General features: G+C 70.1%; 20 protein-coding genes. 1 reads left to right on the forward strand and 19 read right to left on the reverse strand.

The annotated features are described in order from the left end of the window. Positions 1 to 43 precede the first annotated feature (43 nt). The 19 genes from ACIPYW_RS13815 to ACIPYW_RS13905 all read right to left on the reverse strand — a co-directional run bounded on the left by ACIPYW_RS13815 (position 44) and on the right by ACIPYW_RS13905 (position 22488). Positions 44 to 1456, reverse strand: a complete 1413-nt coding sequence (locus ACIPYW_RS13815; RefSeq protein WP_400414456.1) for a DUF58 domain-containing protein — start codon at positions 1454 to 1456, stop codon at positions 44 to 46. Then, positions 1453 to 2424, reverse strand: coding sequence for an AAA family ATPase (locus ACIPYW_RS13820; RefSeq protein ID WP_400414458.1), 972 nt, complete (start codon positions 2422 to 2424; stop codon positions 1453 to 1455). Before ACIPYW_RS13820 ends, ACIPYW_RS13815 begins: the two co-directional genes overlap by 4 nt. Before the next feature lie 77 nt (positions 2425 to 2501). Next, entirely contained in the window at positions 2502 to 8348 is a 5847-nt protein-coding gene (locus ACIPYW_RS13825) for an Ig-like domain-containing protein (protein ID WP_400414460.1), read from the reverse strand. Next, positions 8345 to 9757 (reverse strand): serine/threonine-protein kinase, encoded by a 1413-nt coding sequence (locus ACIPYW_RS13830; RefSeq protein WP_400414462.1) that lies wholly within the window; start codon positions 9755 to 9757, stop codon positions 8345 to 8347. Before ACIPYW_RS13830 ends, ACIPYW_RS13825 begins: the two co-directional genes overlap by 4 nt. A gap of 128 nt (positions 9758 to 9885) precedes the next feature. Next, positions 9886 to 10707, reverse strand: a complete 822-nt coding sequence (locus ACIPYW_RS13835; RefSeq protein WP_400414464.1) for a PP2C family protein-serine/threonine phosphatase — start codon at positions 10705 to 10707, stop codon at positions 9886 to 9888. Between the two features lie 52 nt (positions 10708 to 10759). Continuing rightward, positions 10760 to 11599 carry an FHA domain-containing protein gene (locus ACIPYW_RS13840; protein WP_400414467.1) on the reverse strand — a complete coding sequence of 280 codons (840 nt, stop codon included), beginning with the start codon at positions 11597 to 11599 and terminating at the stop codon, positions 10760 to 10762. A 55-nt stretch (positions 11600 to 11654) separates the two neighbouring features. Beyond that, on the reverse strand, positions 11655 to 12215 hold the full coding sequence (locus ACIPYW_RS13845; RefSeq protein WP_400414469.1) for a hypothetical protein: 561 nt from the start codon (positions 12213 to 12215) through the stop codon (positions 11655 to 11657). A gap of 99 nt (positions 12216 to 12314) precedes the next feature. Then, positions 12315 to 13085, reverse strand: coding sequence for a YaaA family protein (locus tag ACIPYW_RS13850; RefSeq protein ID WP_400414829.1), 771 nt, complete (start codon positions 13083 to 13085; stop codon positions 12315 to 12317). Next, entirely contained in the window at positions 13082 to 13345 is a 264-nt protein-coding gene (locus tag ACIPYW_RS13855) for a F0F1 ATP synthase subunit epsilon (RefSeq protein ID WP_022905158.1), read from the reverse strand. Before ACIPYW_RS13855 ends, ACIPYW_RS13850 begins: the two co-directional genes overlap by 4 nt. A 1-nt stretch (position 13346) precedes the next feature. Further along, positions 13347 to 14801, reverse strand: a complete 1455-nt coding sequence (atpD, locus tag ACIPYW_RS13860) for a F0F1 ATP synthase subunit beta (protein ID WP_400414472.1) — start codon at positions 14799 to 14801, stop codon at positions 13347 to 13349. Positions 14802 to 14848: 47 nt separating this feature from the next. Further along, a complete protein-coding gene (locus ACIPYW_RS13865; RefSeq protein WP_400414474.1) occupies positions 14849 to 15751 on the reverse strand; it encodes a F0F1 ATP synthase subunit gamma in 903 nt (300 codons plus the stop codon). Next, positions 15752 to 17380, reverse strand: coding sequence for a F0F1 ATP synthase subunit alpha (atpA, locus tag ACIPYW_RS13870; protein WP_400414476.1), 1629 nt, complete (start codon positions 17378 to 17380; stop codon positions 15752 to 15754). It lies immediately after the preceding gene. Positions 17381 to 17489: 109 nt separating this feature from the next. Continuing rightward, on the reverse strand, positions 17490 to 18284 hold the full coding sequence (locus ACIPYW_RS13875; protein WP_400414478.1) for a F0F1 ATP synthase subunit delta: 795 nt from the start codon (positions 18282 to 18284) through the stop codon (positions 17490 to 17492). Between the two features lie 2 nt (positions 18285 to 18286). Further along, positions 18287 to 18832, reverse strand: a complete 546-nt coding sequence (locus ACIPYW_RS13880; RefSeq protein ID WP_058725321.1) for a F0F1 ATP synthase subunit B — start codon at positions 18830 to 18832, stop codon at positions 18287 to 18289. A 9-nt stretch (positions 18833 to 18841) separates the two neighbouring features. Beyond that, positions 18842 to 19084, reverse strand: coding sequence for an ATP synthase F0 subunit C (gene atpE, locus ACIPYW_RS13885; RefSeq protein ID WP_022905151.1), 243 nt, complete (start codon positions 19082 to 19084; stop codon positions 18842 to 18844). Between the two features lie 58 nt (positions 19085 to 19142). After that, entirely contained in the window at positions 19143 to 20003 is an 861-nt protein-coding gene (gene atpB, locus ACIPYW_RS13890; RefSeq protein WP_400414481.1) for a F0F1 ATP synthase subunit A, read from the reverse strand. A gap of 105 nt (positions 20004 to 20108) precedes the next feature. Further along, on the reverse strand, positions 20109 to 20594 hold the full coding sequence (locus tag ACIPYW_RS13895) for a hypothetical protein (protein ID WP_400414483.1): 486 nt from the start codon (positions 20592 to 20594) through the stop codon (positions 20109 to 20111). Next, a complete protein-coding gene (locus tag ACIPYW_RS13900) occupies positions 20591 to 21817 on the reverse strand; it encodes an MraY family glycosyltransferase (protein ID WP_290131571.1) in 1227 nt (408 codons plus the stop codon). Before ACIPYW_RS13900 ends, ACIPYW_RS13895 begins: the two co-directional genes overlap by 4 nt. Further along, entirely contained in the window at positions 21814 to 22488 is a 675-nt protein-coding gene (locus ACIPYW_RS13905; RefSeq protein WP_400414486.1) for an L-threonylcarbamoyladenylate synthase, read from the reverse strand. The genes ACIPYW_RS13900 and ACIPYW_RS13905 overlap by 4 nt, the downstream gene beginning before the upstream one ends. Before the next feature lie 26 nt (positions 22489 to 22514). Here ACIPYW_RS13905 and ACIPYW_RS13910 point away from each other — a divergent pair, with 26 nt between their 5' ends. Beyond that, positions 22515 to 23186 carry an HAD-IA family hydrolase gene (locus ACIPYW_RS13910; protein WP_400414487.1) on the forward strand — a complete coding sequence of 224 codons (672 nt, stop codon included), beginning with the start codon at positions 22515 to 22517 and terminating at the stop codon, positions 23184 to 23186. The last annotated feature ends 30 nt before the right edge of the window (positions 23187 to 23216 follow it).

Genomic DNA, 23216 nt, shown 5'->3' on the forward strand with positions numbered 1-23216 from the left:
CCTCGGACGCGCACCGCGGGCGCGGGAGCAGGAGCGGGGGCGCTCATGCGGCAGCCGACCGGTGCAGCGCATGGCGCAGGTCGTCCAGGTAGCCGATGGTCATGACCGTCAGGCCCGCGACCCGCAGGAAGCGCGGCTGGGCCTCGGGCTCGCAGATGACGGCCACGACCTCGACCCCCACCGGGAACCGCGTCGCCGCGAGTCGGAGCGCTGGCAGCTCGACGGTCGACCCCACCACGAGGAACGCCACCGAGATGCCCGCCGTGTCGTTGCCCACGATGCGGGAGACCTCGGCGATCGGCAGACACGCCTCGGCCAGGCCGACGCGCGCGAAGTCGTCGAGGAGCCGGGTGGGGGTCACCGTCGGCAGCGGCTGCACGGCGTACACCGGGCGCTTGGCGAACTCCGGCGTGCGCTCGGACACCACGACCGTGACGTCGCGGCCGTCCCGGATCGCCCGGGTGCCGAGCGACGCCGCGGCGCTCACCGCGAGCTCGAACTCGTCGCCGTCAGCGAACTCCGCCCGGGAGACCCCGAGTGCGACGACGAGGTGCGAGCGACGGGTGTCCTCGAACTGGCGCACCATGAGCGCGCCGGACTTCGCGGTCGACTTCCAGTGGATCGTCCGTGGGTCGTCGCCGGGCAGGTACTCGCGGATGGCGTGGAACGCGATGTCGGCCGGGGACAGGTCCGTCGTTGCCTGTCCCTCGAGGTCACGGACGAGACCCGTGCTCGTCGAGGGGATCGCGATCGTCCGGGGGTGCACGATGACCTGCTCGCGCGCCGTCCACACGATCTCCCGACGGACGAGCCCGACCGGGTCGGCGCGCACACCGGTCACCGGCCCCACGTCGAGCACCCCACGGCGGGTGGTCGGCACCGGGACCTCGCGTTCGAACGACCCCTTCGCCGGCACCGCGGGGATCGCCACGTCGACGAGCCCGGGACCGACCGGGACCTCGACGGTGGTCGGCACCGAAGGCAGGCGCCCGGGGTTCTCCGCGGTCACGACCACGCCGGCCGGATCCCCGACCGCTACCCGGTGCTGAGGCAGCCGCATGTGGATGAGGAGCCGCGAACGCCCGATCAGGGCGATCGCCGCGACCACGACGAGCAGCGCTCCTGCGAACCCGACGACGACGACCTCGCGGAGGCCGAACCGGTACCCCGCGACGAACGCGACGAGCGTGAGCACCGCCACCGTCCAGCCCAGGCCGGTGACCACGGACGAGACCTCGCCCCAGGCGCGCTTGACGAGCCTCCAGGCCGATGCCCAGACCTGGACGAAGCCGACGACCGCGTCCGCTGCCACGCCCTCGCGGTCGCCGACCAGGCGCGTCCGGACGTTGGTCAGGCCGGCGACCGTCCCGGTGCGCTCGTAGGCGCCCGCGCCCCGACGCGACCGCGTCGAGGAGGGGCGGCGCGAACGCGTCGAGACGGGCCGGCGGTCGGTCACGAGGAGATCCGGTCCGCGGGTGGCGGCGTCTCGACCAGGAGCTGCGACACGACGGCGTTCGCGCTGACGCCGTCGAACTCCGCCTCGGCGTCGAGCACCAGACGGTGCGCGAGCACCGGCACCGCGAGGGCCTTCACGTCGTCCGGCGTGACGTAGTGCCGACCGTTCAGCGCCGCGAAGACGCGCGAGGCTCGCATGAGGCCCATCGCGCCGCGGACGCTGACACCGAGACGGACCTCGCTGGCCGAGCGCGTCGCGTCGACCAGGCGGGCGACATAGTCGGCGATCACCGCATCGACGTGGACCGACCGCGCGAGGGCAGCCATCTCGGTGATCGTCGCCGCGGGCACGACGCTCGCGAGCGGCACCGACGCCGAAGGAGCCGAGGACGTCTCGAGGATCTTCACCGTCGCGGCGTGGTCCGGGTAGCCGATCGACGCCTTCATGAGGAACCGGTCGAGCTGCGCCTCCGGCAGCCGGTACGTGCCGGCCTGCTCGACGGGGTTCTGCGTCGCGATGACCATGAACGGGGCGGCCAGGCGGTGGTTCACACCGTCGACCGTGACCGCGGACTCCTCCATCGCCTCGAGGAGGGCGGACTGGGTCTTCGGGCTCGCGCGGTTGATCTCGTCAGCGAGCACGATGTTCGAGAACACCGGGCCGCGGTGGAAGTCGAACTCCTGCGTGCGCTGGTCGTAGACGCTGATGCCGGTGATGTCGCCGGGCAGCAGGTCCGGCGTGAACTGGATGCGGTTCGTCGACCCCTGCACGCTCTGCGCCATGGCGCGGGCGAGGCTCGTCTTGCCGGTGCCGGGGACGTCCTCGAGCAGGAGGTGGCCCTCACTGAGCATCGCCGTGACCGCGAGGCGGATCACGAAGGTCTTCCCGAGGAGCACCTGCTCGATGTTGGTCACGATGCGGCCGGCGGCGTCGGCGAACCAGGTGGCCTGCTCCGGGGTCATGCTCATGCGGGGTCGTTCCTTCGGTGGTGAGTCGTGGGTCGTGTCGCGCTACGGGGAAGCGTAGGGCGTGATCGGCGCCGGGCTCAGTTGCCGGACGGGGTTGTGGAATCCGCGGGCAAGGGAGCGGCTTCGACAGGGATCATCGCGGAGTCGCTGCCCGTTCCGCGCGCTGTAGTTCCGGGAACCGAGACCTCGGCTCTGACCGATGCAAAGTCAGCATTGCTGGGTGGGATCGGGGCCTTCGCCGGATCTGACCATTCCGAGCTGCCGATCTCAACCTCTTGGCCGAGCACGGTGGCATACCAAGTAGCTGTGTAAGTCGTCGCGACCGCTTGATCGTTCTGCGGAGGGTCCACCGACAGGGGCACGGTCTGCTGAGCCTTCGCGATGGACGCGTTCGTACGGAAAGCAGCGACAGTCACGTCCTTCGTCGACGTCGTGCAGAACGATCCGAGCCTCGGGCCGCCACAGGCGCGAACCGTGTAGGTGGCTGGGACACCGAAGGAGCCACCCGGCACTCCGCGCCATCTACCGTCAAGCACCTGGTAGGCGTCGCCGATCTTGATCTCGTAGTGATCGACGTTCGTTGCGTTGCCTGGCTCGTCAATCTCAGCACCGAAAGTGGTCCCATCGATCTGGTAGTTCCCGACGGACGGCTGTTGCGTGTCGCCTGGCACTTGGTACGCCGTGGTTGACGCTGTCTGAACGTTGCAGAACGGGCCGTTCGAGACGACTACCGAGAAACTGGTGTCACCTGCACTTACTCCGCTGACCGATGTCGGGTTCGACGAACCGAGCGATGGGGTTCCTGGCGATCGGCAGTCAAAGACACTGCCTTTGTAGACGTCGTAGGTCAGCGACGTCGCGCCGGCAGGGTCAGCCGCGCCCCACTGCACGGAGACAGTGGACCGCCCATCGGTACCAGGCTTGTCGCCCGTCGTGGCCGTTACGTTGGAAGGTTTCCCAGGCGTTCCGACCGCCGTCCCGGTAGCAGTTCTCTCGTTCCACTGGACGACGGTGTTGTTCCGGTCGGCACCATTCCGTGCGGACACCTTCACCGTGTACTGCTGACCGCTCTGCGCTCCCCCGAACGATGTGCTCGTCGACGTGCCGGTGCTCTTCGTCGTCGAGATGCCCGGGCCGCTGATCGTCACGACGTAGTTGTCCACCGCGCTCCCGTTGTTGGGAGCGGGCACCGCGTTCCAGTTCACGTCGAGCTGGTTCGGCGTGTCCTGGTTCGGCTTCACGCTGATTCCCGTCGGCGGAGCGGGCACGTAGTCGGCGCTCATGGGCACCGACTGCGCGGAGGGCTCGCTGTCCCCGACGGCGTTCGTCGCGACGACCGAGAACCGGTAGGAGGCCTTCGGGTCGAGACCCTTCACCTGGCAGACCGTCGCGGTCCCACAGTCCTTCGAGACGCCGTTCGTCCCGGTGACCCGGTAGCCCGTGATCGGCGAGTTGTTCGCCTGGGGCGTCGACCACGTGAGCGACACCTGGCCGCCGTCGTAGGACCCCGTCCGGGTCGGGGCACCGGGCGCGTCCGGGACGTCCTGCACGGAGATCGTCACGTCGCCCCAGACGTACCGGTCGGGGTCGTTCGTGGCGTCGGCCACCTGGTACTGCAGGTGCGCGTCCACCGGCTTCGCCGTGTCAGACACCCGGACCTGGAGCCGCGACTTGTCGGCGCTCGGTGTCACGCTCACACCGGCCGGCAGGCCACCGCCGAGTCCGCGGATGTCGACGACGCGGAGCCGCTCGCCCGGGAACGGATTCGTCGGCTGGTCGTTCGCGAGCACGTCGATGGCGGTCGTCTCGCCGCGCTTCGCGACGCTCTTGTCCGCACCGGGTTGCACGAGGGGACGCGTCGACGCGACCACGGACACGCTGACCGTCCCGGCACGGCCGGCGTTCGCGTCGTCGGCGACACCGACGCCGACCGAAGCGGTGGTGTCCTTCTTCGCGGTGTCTGCCACCTTCACGGTGAGCCGCTGCCCGGAGATCGTCGCCGAGACACCCTCCGAGGGCTGACTCACGATCGAGTAGCGGAGCTCGGGCAGGTCCTTCGGGTACGGGTAGTCGGTCAGCTTCGCGAGGTCGATGGTGCGCGACGACCCGGGCTCCATGTCGAGAGCGGACCCGGAGAACGCCGGTGGCTGGTTCGACCGCGGCAGCACCTTGATCGGGAGCACGAGTGTCGCGGTCCGCCCCTTGCCGCCGTTGGCGGACGAGCCGTCCGTGACCTCGAACGAGATCGACGCGTTGCCGTAGTAGAGCTTCGCCGAGGTGAACTGCAGCGTCGAGGAGTCGACGACCAGGTCCTGCCCGTTCGCGTGCGTCGCCTTCACGGTGCCGTCGTCGGTGATCGTCGCGGTCCTGCCGTTCGCGGTGACGACGTAGTCCGACAGCGGGATCCGCACGGTCGACTCGCTCTTCACGGTGATGGCCGCTGCCGTGCGGTCGATCTGCGGCAGGGCGTCGTCGAAGCCCGGCACGTTGATGAAGCCGTAGGAGACGATGTCCGGTCGGTCCTTCCGAGCGACCGAGAACGGGATCACCTGGGACTCGTCCGTCAGCCGGACGACGATCCGCTCGTCGTCGGTGAGCCTCGCGGTGTCGCCGTACCCGTCGACGACACCGACGGTGAGGTCGGCGGCGGTGCCCTCGGCGAAGAAGACGTTCTTGAGCACGTCGACCGTGACGCTCTGCCGCCGGATGATGTCCTGCAGGTCGAGCGTGGTGTCGTCGACCTCCGGACGGAGGGGCTGCGCGTCCTCGTCGACCGTGACCGTCAAGAACGCGGTGCTCGAGCCCCCGCTCTCGTTCGTCGCCGTGTACAACACCGCGAAGTCGCCGCTCGTCGCGGACTTCGGCGGAGTGACCCGGATCTGCTGCCCCCGGAGGACCTTCGTCCGCACGGTGTCGTCGGTCGGCTCGGCCTTCGTGACCGTGAGCTGACCGCCCTCGGGGTCGGAGTCGTTCTGGAGGACGCGCACGGTGACGGACCCACCGGGCCGGATCGTGACGTGGTCGGCCTCGGCCACTGGGTTCGACGCCTGCTCGGCACGAGGGGCGATGCCGACACGGACGGTCCCCGTGGCACGGGCACCGAGGGCATCCACCACGGTGTAGGTGAACTCGTCGGTACCCGCCGAGTAGTCGCCGGCCTCGTAGGTCAGCGAATCGGACGACACGTCGCTCACGGAGCCCTTGTCCGGGTTCGATCCGACCCCGACGAGCTGCACGGAGTCACCGTCGGGATCGATGCCGTTCAGCGGGATCGAGACGCGCACGGACCCGCCCGCCACCACGCGTGCGGTGACCGTCTGTGGGACCGGCGGGTTGTTCGTCGCCGTGTCCTTGTCACGGACCGAGATGGAGACCGTGGCGTCGGCGTACTGCCCGTCCGGACCCGCGACGCGGTACACGGCGGTGTAGCTGCCGGGGGTCTCCGGGGCGAGGTAGCGCAGGTGGTCGCCGGACACGAACAGCAGGCCGCCGTCGCCCGGGACGTTCTGCACGAGGTCCGGTTGCAGGGTGAGCGGCTCGCCCTCGGGCTGCGTGTCGTTGTCGAGCACGGGGATGTTCGCCACGTCGCCGACACGGACCGTGGCGGTGTCGGGTTGGGCGACCGGCGGCTGGACCCGGTCGGGTTTCGGGATCTCGACGACCGTGATGGTGCCGGTCGCGGAGGCCAGGCCGTTGGTCTCGTTGTACCCGAAGGTCACGGGCCCGTCGAGCGGCGCCGTGAGGGTGATGCGGACCGTGTGCTGGTCGAGGATGCTCGTCTGCACGCCAGACGCGCGGTCGGGGGCGTCGAGAGCGGTCACGAGGAGGACGCCGCCGGCCGGGTCGATGTCGGTCGCGGTGACGTCGGTGTCCTTCGTCGAGAGCGTGTTGACGAACACCGTCTTCGGCGTGGTGATCGGCGGCGTCGAGGCGTCCGGCGGCGCCTGGATCGTGACGCGGACCACGCCGCTGGTCGTCTTCGAACCGTCGGTCACGGTGTACTCGAGCTGGTGGTCGCCCGCGCCGGCGCCGACGACGCGGAACGTGCCGGAGTCGTAGCTCGGCGTGATGGTGAGGCCCTTGGACGACGACACGCTCGTGAGCGTCACCGTGCCGTTGCCGCCCCGGACGTGGTCGAGCGGGTCGACGGTGAACGCCTTGCCCGCGTACCCGGCGACCGGGAAGGCGTCGGCGTAGAGCGGCACGCTGCCGGCCTTCGCGACCGTGACGGTCAGGGAGCCGCGGCCGTCCGCCTGTCCGTCGCTCACGACGAGCTGCACGGAACGGTCGCCTGTGCGGCCGCTCTTGTTGCGGTAGTCCAGCAGGCCATCAGGGGTCGTCGAGACGGTGTCGCCGTCGGCTGCGGTCGCGGACTTCAGGTACACCGGGTCGCCGTCGGGGTCGACCCAGTCGCCCAGGACGTTCGAGACGACGTGTCCGTTCTGCACGACGTTCGCGCTGGTGTCCCGGACCTGGCGGGGCGCGTCGTTCTCGGACGGTTGCCGGACCGAGACGGTGACGGTCGCGGTGTCCGATCCGCCGTTGCCGTCGGTGATCGTGTAGGGGAACTTCACCGTGCCGCGAGCGCGGGAGGTCAACGTGATCTGGAGGCGCTGACCGTCGGCGACGATCGCGACGCGACCGATAGACTCGTCGATCTTCCCGACCTCCGAGACGATGATCGGGTCGCCGTTCGGGTCGTAGTCGTTGAGCAGGACCGGGAGGCTCGTGGTGCGTCCGGGACGCGCGCCCAGCGCGTCGTCGACCGCCACCGGCGGCTTCTGGTCCTTCTCGACCTCCGGGTCGTCGTCGGAGACCTGCTCCTGCTGCTGGTCGTCGTCCTTCTTGATCAGGTCGGACCAGTTGTCGATGAGCTGACCGCTCCGGTCGATGGCCCAGGACCGCCCGCTGTCGGGGTCGTTCGCGACCACCGTGCTGCCGTTGTGCAGGATCTGCAGCGCACCGCTGCTCGTCGCCTGCTCGAGGCGCTGCACCGCGCGGCCGTCGCAGGTGTCGACCGCCTGTCCGCCGGCCCACGCGCCGTAGACGCATGCACCGTCGACGTAGGGACGCGCCGCGCGACCCGAGACCGCGAGCGGGGTCGCGTCGACCGCCCCGGACGGCGACACCCGGACGATCCCGGCGGTCCCGGCGACCACCACGCTGTCCCCGTCGGTCGTCGAACGCTGCAACGCGGGCTGGGCACCGACCCGGTCACCCAGCTCGACGCGGTCGCCGTCGATGGCGAGCACCCCGTCGGTCCGGTCGAGCACCGCGACGTTGCGGCCGAACGCCGCGACCTGGAGGTCGTGGTCTGCGTCCATCCGGACGGACCACTTCTGCGCCACCGACACGGTGGTGCCGAGGTCGACGAGGGAGGCGGTCGAGGTCTTCGGGGAGTAGACCGCGACGTGGTCGTCGGAGGCGTCGAAGACCGCGTCGGCGCCGAGCGTCAGGTCGGCCTTGCTCGACGCGTCGAAGTCGGCGAGGTCCGCGGCGGGCGTCGTCCAGAGCTCCCCCGTGTCCGCGTTCCCGATGACGGCCGACGACCCCGCGAAGAACACCTGCGGGGACCCGGCCGGCAGCGTCACCGGGTCGCCCACGGTGGCGTCCGTGACGTCCACCTTCGCGACCGTGCCCTTCGTCTGGTCGACGCTGTAGACCGTGGAGCCGCGCTGGAGGACGGCCAACTGGTCGGTGGAGGTCTCGACCGCCGTGTTGAGTTCGAGGACACCGGTGTTGGCACGTCCGATCGCCCCGTACTGCGACGAGGGGACCCACACGGTGCCGTCCCCGAGGTCGACCCGCTGCGTGTGGTACCCGCTCGACGCCACGGCAGCCGTGGCGACCACGGCGCCGACCAGCACCGACGCTGCGGTGGTGATCGCCGCCGAGCGGTGCTTCGCGAGGAAGCCGCGGATCACCGGCCACTCCCGATGGTCGCGCAGCGCTGCGCACTCGCGACGCCGGTCTTCCCGTCACGGTTGACCGCGACCGAGATGCACTCCTCGTCGCCACGCTGCCCGGAGACCACGAAGCTCGTCCCGGACTGCTGGCTCGACGCGCCGCTGGACGACACGACGTAGGTGTCCCCGCTGTCGAGACCGGGATCGGACCAGCGGAACGTCACGGACGTGGCGGTCGTGGTGGCGCGGACGTCCGACACGACCGGGATCGCTCCGCTGCCGAGCCGACCCACCACGACGACGGTCGCCACGGCCAGCGCGGCCACGACCACGACGGTCAGGGATCCCGCCCACAGCAGGGTCGAGCGGCTCCGGCGTCGCGCACGGGTCGTCGATCCGGTGCGGTGCACGGTGCCGACGCTCTGCGCGCCGATCGCCGCGACGCCGCCCTGCACCGCACGGCGCGCTCGACGACGACCGCCCAGGCGGGACGGCGGCTGGAGCTCGCGGATCATCGTGCGGTCGCCCTCGGGCGCCGGGGTGGCGATCGCCCAGGCCTCGACCGCGACGTCGGCCGAGGTCTGCGGGATGCCGAGTTCGGCTTCGACCTGCTGGAACCCGCGGACGAGCTCCAGCACGGTCGCCGGACGCTGCTGGGGCTTGCGGGACATCGCGGCCGCGAGCAGACGCTCGAGCGTCGGTGGGACGTCCGTGCGCCCCGTGGGCTTCACCCCGCCCTTGTCGATCCGGCTCATCAGGTCGCCGGCGCCGTTCTTGCCCCCGCGGACCTCGAAGGGGCTCCGGCCGGCCAGGAGCGAGTAGACGGTGGCCGCGAGCGAGTACACCTCGGACTGGATGGTGCCGCGCGACTCGTCACCGAGGACCTCCGGCGCGGACCACGGGATCGACATGCCGACGGGTTCGTCGGGGTCGGACTCCCCCACCGTCGCCGCGATGCCGAAGTCGGACAGCACCGGGTTGCCGTAGGCGGTGAGGAGGATGTTCGAGGGCTTGATGTCGCGGTGCAGGACACCCTCACGGTGGGCGGTCTCGAGGGCGGCACCGATGCGGATCCCGATCGCGAGCACCTCGGAGACGGGGATCGGCTCGCGCCGGTACCGATCGCTCAGCGACGACGAGCAGAGCTCCATCACGAGGTACGGCCGGCCGTCGGCGGCGACGCTGGCCTGGAACACGGTGAGGATGGACGGGTGGGTGCTCAGCCGGGCCATCAGGTTCGCCTCGGCCTGGAACATCTGGCGGACCCGGTCGTCGACGACCTCGTCCAGCAGCACCTTGACCGCGACCTTGCGACGGGGCATGTCCTGCTCGTAGAGGAATACGTCCGCGAAGCCACCGGAGCCGAGGACGTGCACGGGGCTGAAGCCCGGGATCACGGGCGGGTCGGACGGCAGTCGTCGCGCCATGCTCCCCTCCTCCCCAGCCGTCGGACGGCCGGCACGCTCGTCACGGCCATGTCATTCTACGGAAGGCCCCCGACGCCCACCCGGGCACCCTGTGGACCCCACCAGGACAGGCGGCCCCAGTTCGGGGGTCAGTGTCGCGGCAGCGTGTCCTCGACGTCGCCGTCGTCGGGAGCCCCGTCGACCTGCAGCACGACCACGGTCACGTTGTCGCGGCCGCCCGCGACGACCGCGTCGCCGACCAGGCGCTCCGCGAGTTCCTGCGCACCCTCGACGCGCGCCGCGATGCGCGCGATGCCGACGTCGCCGAGCTCCTTCGTGAGGCCGTCCGAGCACACGATGTAGCGGTCACCCTGCCGGAGCGGCAGCGTCCACCAGTCCGGCTCCGGCGGCTCACCGAACCCGACGGCTCGGGTGATGACGTTGCTGTCCGGGTGCCGCTCGGCGTCCTCGGCGCGGAGGAGGCCGGCGTCCACCATCTCCTGCACGACCGAGTGGTCCACGGTCACGCGACGCATCACCCCGTCGTCGATCCGGTACGTCCGGGAGTCCCCCACGTTGAACACGAGCGCCGCCGGCTGCCCCTGCGTCGCCACCAGCGCGATCCCGGTCACGGTCGTCCCCGCGCCGATCGCGTTGCCGCCCGCCGCCCGCTCGATGTCCGCGGTCGCGAGCAGGAGCGCACGCTGGATGCCCTGCCTGGTGGTGAACGGCTGCTCCGACACCTGCGCGAGGCGCCGGACGACGGCATCGCTCGCACGGTCACCGGCGAGGTGGCCACCCATGCCGTCGGCGACGACGAAGAACGGGGCGCCGACGATGTAGCTGTCCTCGTTGTGGTCGCGACGACGTCCGACGTCGGTCGCTGCTCCCCACGACAGGGTGAGGACGGCGCCGTCGGCACCGGGGATGTCGATGGCGTGCGCGTTGGCTGCTCGGCCGAGTTCGGTCACGTGTACTGGATCGCTCTCTGAGGGGTCGGGGGCACGGCGGTCAGGGAACCGGTCACGGCCAGTCCGGCGGGGCGGGGACGGGATCCGCGGGCGGCACCCGGAGGTGTGGCGAGAGGATCTCGACGGCGTTGCCGTCACCGATCTCGACAACCGTACCCGTCAGGACCACCGCTGACCCACCCGACGCCAGTCGGAACGGCTTCCCGGCGACCGGCCGGACGACGGTCCCGTTGGTCGACCGGAGGTCCTCGACCACGGCCGCTTCGCCCGACGCCTGCAGGAGCACGTGCGAGGACGAGACCTGCCCCGACGCCGAGTGCACGGTGACGAGCAGGGGCTCAGGTCCGCGCACGATCCGCGGCAGTGCGGGCTTCCGGCCCACGACCACCGGGCGGTCGAGCCGCAGCACGTGGTCGCCGATCCGGACCGACGGCGTGCGGGCGGTCCGTGGCGCGTCGGCCTGGAGGCCCGGTGCCGGTCCGGCGCTCGGCCACCGGTCCGCGTCGGGTCGCGCTGGTGCGCCCCGGACGGTGTCGTCCGTCGCCGGGCCCGGTCCGCCACGGGGCGAGCGAGCGGGACGGACGATCGTGTCGTCGTCGGGTACCGCACGGGAGGACGCGTCACCGATGCGGGTGCGGATGACGGTGTCGCCGAACGGGTCGTCCGAGCCGTCCGGAATGGGGCGGATGACCGTGTCGGCATCCGGCTCAGCCGAGCGGCGCCCGCGTGACCGGATGACCGTGTCGCCCAGAGGGTCGTCGCGGCCGGGGTCGTCGCTGACGGCGTCGACGCTGCCGGGAGCGTCCCGACGCTGCCGGATGACCGTGTCGGCGACGTCGTCGACATCGTCGGCGGTGCCGTGTCGTTCGTCAGCGGTGTCGTCGTCGCGCACCCGGCCCCTCCCTCGCTGCTGGTCCAACCGTAGACGATGCGGTCGACCATGCGCGTCATCGCCGTTCCCACGTCGGCGCGACGTCGCACCGGACCATCCTGAGGACGAGCGACGCCAAGGGGTCGTCGGCCGCCGTCTCGAGCGCGTACACCGCCCGGGTCCGTGCCCGCTCGGCCGAACCGAGGCCCCATGCACACCAGGCGGCGACCGCCAACGCGCCCGCCGCGCCGCGAGCACACCCGTGCGGATCGTGCCCGGCGCGCCACACCCGCCAGGCCTCGGCTGCCCGGTCCCCCGCGGTGCGCAACCGTGCCCGGTCGGGCATCGGCCCCGTCCCGGTGAGCGCCGGCGGGAGCCGGTCGACGAACGCGTCGAACGGGACGGCCGTCCGCGGATCGGGGTCGTTCGGGTCCGCGAGGTGCTCGAGGATGGCGAAGCGCGTCGCCAGCGCCGCGCACGACGTCAGCACCGCGACCGCGGCGAGCGGTGAGAGTGGCCGGTCGGCCGGGCCGTCCGTCAGGGCGGCGCAGGCCGCGCGCAGTGTCACCGCGGCAGCGATCTCACGCGGGTAGCGCACCGCTCGGTCGTGCTCGGATCGTGTCGTGGAGGGGATCATGCACGCCATCGAAGCGCGATCCGTGCCTCCAGGCCGGTCGTCCGCAGCCGCCCGTGGACGGCGACCAGGCACACCCCGCCTGTGCAGGAACGACCAGCGTCAGGTGCGGACCGTCTCGAGGGACTCGGCCACGAGGTCCCACACCTCCGACGTGCGCTCGACGACCACACCGTGTTCGTCGGCCCACGCGACCAGCTCGTCCACGGTCGAGACGTCTGCGCGGGTCCGCCCGAGCAGCGAGACGAGGCGCCCCTTCGCGGTCTTGTTCCAGTGGTTGAGCGCCTTGCGCCGACCACTGCCGTCCACGCTCACGACGCGAGGTACGAGGGCATCGGGCACGGGGCCGAGCTGACGGTACCCCTCGGAGCGGAGATCGAGGACGAGCCCGTCGGACCGCGAGGCGAGCGCGCCGGACGACACCGTCGGCCAGTGCGAGGCGAGCCGGAGCGTGCCGAGCCGCGAGTCGTGCGACAGCCGGTACGCAGGGATCGCGTCGCCCGCCCCGATCGGCCCGAACATCGCCGACTGCACGACGACGTGGTCGGACCACCACCGACGGGTCTCGTCGTCCGCCGACAGCGCGTCGAGCGGGTCGTAGAGCACCCCGGTGTAGCGGTCGATCGCCGGCATCGTCGGCGCCGTGTCCAGCACGAGGTTCCGGAACCGCTCGGCGCTCGACTTCGGACCGAGCTTCAACGCCGTCCGAGCGGAGTCCTCCTCGGAACTGACGGAGCGGGCCGCGGCGATCACCGCGGCCCGCTCGTCGGACAGTTCCGGGAAGCTGAGCGCACGCAGGTCGAGCGTGCGGCTCGGGTCCCCGCCCTCCCGCTTCGTCTCCGAGGGCGGGAGGAGGACGGTCAGTCCGGTCAGGACGCCAGCGCGGCCTGCCGCGCCACGATCGTGACCGTGTCGTGCTCGACCGACAGGAAGCCGTCGGCGGCGTCCGCGGTCACCGTCGAGCCGTCGGCCCGGGTGATGCGGACCTGGCCCTCGGCGAGGGTCGCGAGCAGCGGCTCGTGCCCCGCGAGGACACCGATCTGGCCCTCCGTCGTGCGAGCGACGACCATGGTGGCGTCGCCCGACCAGACCTCGCGGTCGGCCGAGACGACGCTCACGGTGAGTGCCGCCATGTCAGCGGTTCTCCTTCTGGATCTGCGCCCACTTCTCTTCCACGTCGTTGATGCCACCGACGTTGAAGAACGCCTGCGTCGCGACGTGGTCGAACTCGCCGTCGGCGATCGCGCGGAACGACTCGATGGTGTCCTTCAGCGGGACGGTCGAACCCTCGACGCCCGTGAACTTCTTCGCCATGTACGTGTTCTGCGAGAGGAACTGCTGGATACGACGAGCGCGCTCGACCGTGATCTTGTCCTCTTCGGAGAGCTCGTCGACACCGAGGATCGCGATGATCTCCTGCAGCTCCTTGTTCTTCTGCAGGATCTGCTTGACACGCGTCGCGGTCTCGTAGTGGTCGGCGCCCAGGTACCGGGGGTCCATGATCCGCGACGTGGAGGTCAGCGGGTCGATGGCCGGGTAGAGACCCTGCGACGCGATCTCACGGGAGAGCTCGGTCGTGGCGTCGAGGTGCGCGAACGTGGTCGCCGGTGCCGGGTCGGTGTAGTCGTCGGCCGGCACGTAGATCGCCTGCAGCGAGGTGATCGAGTGACCGCGCGTCGAGGTGATGCGCTCCTGGAGCACGCCCATCTCGTCGGCGAGGTTCGGCTGGTAGCCCACCGCGGACGGCATGCGGCCGAGCAGCGTCGAGACCTCGGAACCGGCCTGCGTGAAGCGGAAGATGTTGTCGATGAAGAGGAGCACGTCCTGCTTCTGGACATCGCGGAAGTACTCCGCCATCGTCAGCGCTGACAGGGCCACGCGGAGACGCGTTCCCGGCGGCTCGTCCATCTGGCCGAACACGAGGGCCGTCTTGTCGAAGACCCCCGCCTCTTCCATCTCGCCGATGAGGTCGTTGCCCTCACGGGTGCGCTCGCCGACACCGGCGAACACCGACACACCACCGTGGTCCTGCGCGACGCGCTGGATCATCTCCTGGATGAGGACCGTCTTGCCGACGCCCGCACCACCGAAGAGGCCGATCTTGCCACCCTGCACGTACGGGGTGAGGAGGTCGATCGACTTGATGCCGGTCTCGAACATCGTGGTCTTGGACTCGAGCTGGTCGAAGGCCGGGGCCTTGCGGTGGATCGGCCAGCGCTCGGTGACCTCGATGGCCTCGTCCGTGTTGAGCACGTTGCCCAGCACGTCGAAGACCTTTCCCTTGGTGACGTCGCCGACGGGGACCGAGATCGGAGCGCCCGAGTCACGGACCTCGTGGCCACGGACCAGACCGTCGGTCGGCTTCAGGGAGATGGCGCGGACGAGGTCGTCGCCGAGGTGCTGCGCGACCTCGAGACCGATCTCCTGCGTCGAGTCACCGATGGTGATCGTCGTGTGCAGGAGGTTGTAGATCTCGGGGATGGCGTCGTGGGGGAACTCGATGTCGACGACGGGACCCGTGACACGGGCGATCCGGCCGACACCGGGCGCCGACGACGTCTCGACCGCGGTGGTGGCGGTGTCGGTCATGGCTGGTGCCTTCCTGAGGGTGGGTAACTGTCCGCGAACGACGCGGACTACTTCTTCTTCGACGAGAGGGCGTCGGCGCCGCCGACGATCTCGGAGATCTGCTGCGTGATCTCGGCCTGACGAGCGTTGTTCGCGAGGCGGGTGAAGTCGCGGATGAGGGCATCCGCGTTGTCACTCGCGGACTTCATGGCCTTCTGACGCGCGGCGTGCTCGGAGGCAGCCGACTGCAGCATGGCGTTGAAGATGCGGCTCTCGATGTAGACCGGCAGCAGTGCGTCGAGCACGGCGTCCGCTTCGGGCTCGAACTCGTACAGCGGGAGCGGCTCGTCGTTCGACGGCGCCTCGACGCCCTCGACGACCTCGAGCGGGAGCAGCCGGACGACCTGCGGCTCCTGCGTCGCGATGCTCACGAAGCGGTTGAAGACGATGTGGATCTCGTCGACGCCGCCCTCGGCCGTGTCCTGGAGGAACTTGCCGACGACCGCGTCGCCGATCTCCTTGGCCGTCGAGAACTCGGGCTGGTCGGTGCCGCCGACCCACTGCTGCTCGGACGGGCGCTCACGGAAACCGAAGTACCCGACTGCCTTACGGCCGACGAGGTAGAACACGACCTCCTTGCCCTCGCTGCGGAGGAGGGACGCGAGCTCCTCACCCTGCTTGAGGACGTTCGTGCTGAATGCACCGTTCAGACCGCGGTCCGAGGTGAACAGCACGACGGCGGCGCGCGTCGACGACTCCGGCTCGGTGGTCAGCACGTGGTCGACGTTGGAGAACGTCGCCACGGCCGACACCGCCCGCGTCACGGCCCGCGAGTACGGGCCGGACGCGGCCATGCGGGCCTGTGCCTTCTGGATCCGCGACGCCGAGATCAGTTCCATCGCGCGAGTGACCTTCTTCGTGGTCTTCGCGGACTTGATCCTCTGTCGGTAGACCCGGACCTGCGCTGCCATCTAGCGACGACCCTTGACGATCTGCTCCTGGTCGACGTCCTCGGCCGACGCAGCCTCGAACTGCTCCGAGCCGAGCGTCTTGCCGTCGCTCGTCTGGAAGCCCTTCTTGAAGGCGTCGATCTCGCGGTCCATCGCGGCGACGGTCTCGTCGCTGAGCTGGTTGGTCTCGCGGAGGGTGGTGAGGACGTCGGAGTTGCGGCGGAGGTGCTCCAGCAGCTCCGACTCGAAGCGCAGGACGTCGGACACGGGGACCTCGTCGAGCTTGCCGTTGGTACCGGCCCAGATCGAGACGACCTGCTCCTCGACCGGGTACGGCGAGTACTGCGGCTGCTTGAGGAGCTCGGTCAGGCGCGCACCACGGTCGAGCTGACGGCGCGAGGCCTGGTCGAGGTCGGACGCGAACATCGCGAACGCCTCGAGCGAGCGGTACTGCGCGAGCTCGAGCTTGAGCGTGCCGGAGACCTTCTTGATCGACTTGACCTGCGCGTCACCGCCGACTCGCGACACCGAGATGCCCACGTCGACCGCCGGACGCTGGTTGGCGTTGAAGAGGTCGGACTGCAGGAAGATCTGGCCGTCCGTGATCGAGATCACGTTGGTCGGGATGTACGCCGACACGTCGTTCGCCTTGGTCTCGATGATCGGGAGACCAGTCATCGAGCCGGCGCCCAGGTCGTCCGACAGCTTCGCGCAACGCTCCAGCAGACGGGAGTGCAGGTAGAAGACGTCGCCCGGGTAGGCCTCACGGCCCGGCGGACGGCGGAGGAGGAGGGACACGGCACGGTAGGCCTCGGCCTGCTTCGACAGGTCGTCGAAGATGATCAGGACGTGCTTGCCGCCGTACATCCAGTGCTGGCCGATGGCCGAGCCGGTGTAGGGGGCGAGGTACTTGAAGCCGGCCGGGTCGGAGGCGGGAGCGGCGACGATGGTGGTGTACTCCATCGCGCCGGCGTCCTCGAGCGCACCCTTGACGGAGGCGATCGTGGAGCCCTTCTGACCGATGGCGACGTAGATGCAGCGGACCTGCTTGTTCTCGTCGCCGGAGTCCCAGTTGGCCTTCTGGTTGATGATCGTGTCGATCGCGATGGCCGTCTTGCCGGTCTGGCGGTCGCCGATGATCAGCTGACGCTGGCCGCGGCCGACGGGGATCATCGCGTCGATGGCCTTGATGCCGGTCTGGAGCGGCTCGTGGACCGACTTGCGGGACATGACGCCCGGAGCCTGGAGCTCGAGGGCACGACGACCCTCGGCTGCGATCTCGCCGAGACCGTCGATCGGGTTGCCGAGCGGGTCGACCACGCGACCGAGGAAGCCGTCGCCGACGGGGGCCGAGAGGACCTCGCCGGTGCGGGTGACTTCCTGGCCCTCTTCGATGCCGTCGAACTCGCCGAGCACGATGGCGCCGACCTCGTCCTCGTCGAGGTTCTGCGCGAGGCCGAGCGTGCCGTCCGCGAAGCGGATGAGCTCGTTGGCCATGACGCCGGGGAGGCCCTCGACGTGCGCGATGCCGTCACCGGCGTCGGTGACGTGCCCGACCTCGGCCGTGGAGGCCTTCGTCGGCTCGTAGTTCGAGACGAAGTCCTTCAGGGCATCACGGATCTCATCGGGGCTGATGGTGATGTCTGCCATGGGATTTTCCTTGTTGGTTTCCGGGGCCCTTCGGCTCCGAGAGGGTGATGCTGCCGTGACGACGACAGTTCCCGTTGTGGACTTGGGTGGGGCGGCTTCGACCGTACGCTCAGCCGGCCAGCTGGAGCCGGAGCTCCGCCAGGCGCGTGGACACGGTGCCGTCGATGACGTCGCCGCCGATCTGCACCCGGACCCCGCCGACGACCGAGGGGTCGACGACCTGGTTGATGCTGATGTCCTTGCCGTACCGCTCGCCGAGGCCGCGGGCCACGCGGGCGGACTGTCCGGCGTCGAGCGGCGTCGCGGTGATGACCGTCGCGACGAGCTTGTCCGCCTGGTCTGCCACGATCCGGCTCGCCTCACGCACCAGCTCGCCGATCCGACGACCGCGCGGCTGCTGCACGAGCGCCGAGAGGATCGTCACGGTCTGCTGCGACGCCTTGGAGCCGAGCAGCCGCTCGACGAGCGCGCCCTTCTCCGCCGGGCTGCCGAGCTTGGTGCCGAGCGCCAGCTCGAGACCGGGGTCCGAACGGACGGCGGACTCGAAGGCGAACAGCTCCGACTCGATCGAGGTGCCCGTCCCCGCGGTGGCGGCGACGGCGCGGATGCCCGCGTCCTCGATGCCCGCGAGCAGGTCTTCCTGCGACGACCAGCGCGAGCCGGCCACCGCGGTCAGGACCGCACGCGTGGCGTCCGACTGACCGGCGAAGACACGGTCGATGAGGACCTTCTTGCCGGCCGGGTCGGCCGTCGGGTCGGACAGCAGACCGAGCAGCTGCGGCGCACCGGCGATCGCACGCCCGGAGGCGAGGATCTCGGCACCCGTGGCCAGGTCGGCGCTGCTGCCGAGGTCGGCGAGCACCGCCCTCGTGGACGCGAGCGCTTCCCTGGTGGCGCTGCGCATGCTCAGCGCTCCCCGGCCTTGGAGGCCTCGAGGTCCGCGAGGAAGCGGTCCACGACGGCGTTCGACTTCGCGTCGTCCTTGAGGGACTCGCCGATCACACCGGACGCGAGGTCCAGCGCGAGCGAGCCGACCTCGGTGCGGAGCGACTGGAGCGCGCTCTGGCGCTCGGCCTCGATCTGCGCCTGGGCGTTCGCGGTGATGCGCGCGGCATCGGCAGCAGCCTGCTCACGGACCTCGTTGCCGATCGCGGTCGCGTCGGCACGGGCCTGCTCACGGATGCGCGATGCCTCGGCACGCGCCTCCGCCAGCTGCTTGTTGTACTCGTCGAGCGCAGCGGCGGCCTGCTCCTGAGCTGCCTCCGCCTTCTTGATGCCACCTTCGATGGCCTCGGTGCGCTCGTCGAGCATCTTCGTGATCCGCGGGATGATGACCCGCCAGAAGACCAGCAGGATGACGACGAACGCCACCGCGGACCACACGATGTCGTACAACGGCGGGACGAGGGGACTGTGCGTCTCCTCCGCCGCGATGATGAGTGCGTTCTGCATCGAGAGGCCTTAGTTGGTGCCGGTGAAGATGAAGTACGTCGCGATACCGATGAAGGCGAGTGCCTCGGTGAAGGCGATACCGATGTACATGAGGGTCGTCAGGCGGCCCTGGAGCTCCGGCTGGCGAGCGACGGACTCGATCGTCTTGCCGACGACGATGCCCACGCCGATGGCCGGGCCGATCGCCGCGAGGCCGTAGCCAACCGTCGCGATGTTGCCGTTGATTGCCGCAAGAACGGTCGTTGCGTCCACGTGTTTTCCTTTCAGGTGCGGCCCGACGGATGCCGTGCCGTATGGGGGTCAGTGCAGGTCAGTGCTCGTCAGCCAGCGCGAGCTGGATGTACACAGCGGTCAGCAGCATGAAGACGTACGCCTGCAGCAGCGCGACCAGGATCTCGAAGAAGCTGAACGCGATGCCGAACGCGAGCGTCCCGACGCCGAAGAGCTTGAAGGCACCCTCGGTGTCGAACAGGAAGAACTGGGTCGCTGCGAAGAACAGGACGAGCAGCAGGTGGCCGACGACCATGTTCATGAGGAGTCGGAGCGTCAGCGTCACCGGACGGAGCACGAAGGTCGAGACGAGCTCGATCGGCGTCACGATGATGTAGAGCGGCCACGGCACCCCGGGCGGGAACAGTGCGTTGCGGAGGAACGCACCCGGGTGCTTCTTCAGGCCCGCGTAGATGAACGCCACGTAGGCGACGATCGCGAGGATCATCGGGTACGCGATGCGGCTGGTGCCCTGCAGGTTGAACCCGGGGATGAGACCCGTCAGGTTCAGGAACAGCACGGAGAAGAAGATCGTGGCGAGGATCGGCAGGAACCGCTTGCCGTCCTTCTCGCCGAGGTTGTCGAACGTGTTGCGGCGGACGACGTCGAACGCGTACTCGATGAGCGCCTGACCGCGACCGGGGACGAGCTTCAGCGAGCGGGTCCCGACGATCCCGATGATCAGCAGCACCGCGACGGCGATGAAGCGGATGATGACGAGGCGGTCGATCTCGAACGGCGTCCCGGCGAAGAAGATCGCGTCAGGGAAGAACTCGTTGATCGACGGACCGTGGAACTCGGCGGCCTGGCTGCTCCCCGCCGCGACGGGGTTGACCGCAGCGGTGAGGGACAGGGGAAGAGCGTGGGATAGCAGCGCTGTCTCCTGTGTCGGCGCGCGCACACACGGCACGCGATGGTGGACTTTGTGGAGGCTCGTCCGCTCCGAGCGCAGGCTCCGGACGCGGACTTCGAGAAGCCTATCAGGTGCGGGAGGCTTCCCGGGCTCTCAGCCGCGGGTGTCGTTCTTCTCAGGGTCCGAGGAGGAAGCCGGACCGGGCAGCGGGACGTCGATCGGAACCCGGGCGGTGGCGACCGCGGCGACGTCGATCACCAGGGAGCCGACGACCCCGACGATGATCACGATGGCCAGGGTCGGGAAGTCGACCCAGTCGCGCCCGCGGAGCAGGAACAGTGCGACGAGGAACAGCACGAACTTCAGGAGCCAGGTGCCCATCACGATCCCGAAGAACGCCCCGGAGATCATCTGGCCCTTCGAGGCCCGGAGCGCCACCAGCACGGAGACCGCGGTGAGCCCGAGGAACACGACGCTCAGCACGGCGCCGAGCAGGCCACCAGCCAACCCGGGCGTGCCGGCGACGAGGAGCCCGACGACTCCCCCGACGACGGCGAGGGCCACCGCGAGCAGGCCCGCCCAGACGAGGATGCGGCGGAACACCGGCCGGACGTGGTCGAGCGCGTTCGGTGCGGTCACGTGATGTCTCCAGGGATCGTGCGGTCGTTGGCGGCCCGGTCGAGCGGGTCGAGGCTGGCGTCCACCACGGCGGCGGAGCGGTTGGCGGTCTGGGCGGCGATCTCGGTGCGCTTGCGGCCGAGCGGGGCGAAGGTGGCGACGGCGCACACCGTGAACCCGACCGCGACGAAGGCCACGACCCAGTACCAGTCGACGAAGAGGAAGAGCAGACAGCCGAACGCGACGGTGGCGGTCCAGGCGTAGAAGATCAGCACCGCGTGGAAGTGCGAGTGCCCCATGTCGAGCAGGCGGTGGTGCAGGTGCTTCCGGTCGGCCGAGAACGGCGACTTCCCGGCACTGAGCCGCCGGGTGACCGCGAGCCCGAAGTCGAGGATCGGCACGATGAGGATCGCGAAGGGCAGCAGGATCGGGATGAACGCCGGCAGCAGGGCCTGGCGTGTCTGCACGGCCGCGGGGTCGATGTTGCCCGTGACGCTCACCGCGCTCGTGGCCATGAGGAAGCCCACGAGCAGCGCGCCCGCGTCCCCCATGAAGAGCTTCGCCGGGTGCCAGTTGAGGATGAGGAACCCGAAGCACGCCCCGACGAGGACCGCGGTCAGGAGCGACGGCAGGTTGAAGAAGAACTCCGTCTGCTGCACGACGCGGTTGATGAAGAACGTGTAGAGGAAGAACACCCCGCCGGCGATGATCGCCACCCCGGCGACGAGCCCGTCCAGCCCGTCGATGAAGTTCACCGCGTTCATCACGAGCACGACCGCCAACACCGTGAAGATGAGGCTCATGTAGGACGAGCCGACGCCGAGCGTGTTGCCGATCGGCAGGGAGACGATCGCCACGCCCTGCCACGCCAGGATGCCGGCGGCGATGATCTGGCCCGCCAGCTTCGTCATCCAGTCGAGGTCCCAGATGTCGTCCGCGACGCCGAGGACCACGATGATCGTCGCTCCGCCGAGGACGGCGAGCACGCGCCCCGGTTCGGAGAACACGAGCCGGAAGTAGTCGGTGCCGGCGATCGACGGGAACAGGAACCAGGCCGCGAGCATCGCCACGATGACGCCGAGGTACATCGCGATCCCGCCGAGCCGGGGCGTCGGGGTGCGGTGCACGTCACGCTCGCGGACCTTCGGGTACCACCGGAACCGGACGCCGAGCTTCCACACCAGCCAGCTGATGCAGAAGCTCACGACCGCGGCGATGGCTCCCGCGAGCAGGTAGTACTTCACGCGATCAGGTCGGCTCCGACGACCCGTGCGATCTCGTCGTCGGGGATCACCCCGTGCCGCACGATCGTCAGCTTGTCGCCGGTCGAGAGCCCGGTCGCGTCGACGATGGTCGAGCCGGTCGACGCGGCGAACCCGTCGTGCACCTCGATCGGGCCGCCGTCGAGGTACACCGAGACGCTCTCGCCGAGCATCCGCTCCGCGGCGTCGACGTCCATCGCGGCCGGGTCGCCGGTGCTGTTCGCCGAGGAGACCGCGAGCGGGCCGACCTCCTGCAGCAGCTCGAGCGCGATCCGGGAGTCCGGCATGCGGAGCGCGACGGTCCCCCGGGTCTCGCCGAGGTCCCAGTCGAGCGACGGCTGTGCGCGGAGGATGACCGTGAGGCCACCGGGCCAGAACTCGTCGACGAGGTCGCGCACCTGCTGCGGCACCTCGCTCGCGAGCGCGTCGAGCGTGGGCGGCCCCGGGATGAGCACCGGTGGCGGGGACTGCCGCGTGCGGCCCTTCGCGTCCAGGAGGCGCTGCACGGCGGCCGCGCTGAAGGCATCCGCGGCGAGGCCGTAGACGGTGTCGGTGGGGACCACGACGAGTTCTCCGCGTCCGAGCGCGGCACGTGCGAGCCGCATCCCGGTGAGGAGGCCGTCGTTGTCGGTGCAGTCGTATCGGGAGGCCATGACTCGCACGATGATAGTGCGACACAATGGACGACATCGTGAACGAGACCACCGCGCCCCCGCTCCTGTTCCTCTTCGACATGGACGAGGTCCTCGTGCACTACGACTGGCGCGTGCGGATGGAGGCCCTCGCGGCCTTCACCGGACACGACTTCACCGAGCTCCGCCGTCGCTGGTGGGACTGCGGGAACGAGGCGCGGGCCGAGGCCGGCCACTGGCCCGACGGGGACGCCTACCTCGCCGCGTTCGAGGACGCGATGGGTTGTGACGTCCCGGAGTCCGAGTGGGCGCGGTTCCGCGGCGCGGCGATGACGGAGCTGCCCGAGCGGGTCGAGGCGGTCCGGATCGCGGCGCAGCACGGGCGCGTCGGCCTGCTGACGAACAACGGTCCGCTCGCCGGTCGGTGGATCGCGCGGTGGGCGCCCTCGCTCGCGGCGGTCTTCGGCGACCACCTCGACACGACGAGCAACTTCGGTGCCCGCAAGCCCGAGCCCCAGGTCTTCCTCCGGGCGCTCGAGCACCACGGTGTCCCGGCCGAGCGCACCTTCTTCGCCGACGACATGCCGGTCAACGTCGAGGGCGCGCGGAGCGTCGGCATCCACGCCGTCCTGGTCGAGGAGCACACCGACCTCCGCGAGTCGGTCCGCGCCTTCGTCGCGGAACAGGAGCAGGAGCGGGTCGCCTCCCCCGTCGCCTGATCGACGCGCCGCGTGACGACCGGCCGGGAG

Source organism: Curtobacterium sp. NPDC089689 (genome assembly GCF_044749145.1).
GTDB lineage: Bacteria > Actinomycetota > Actinomycetes > Actinomycetales > Microbacteriaceae > Curtobacterium.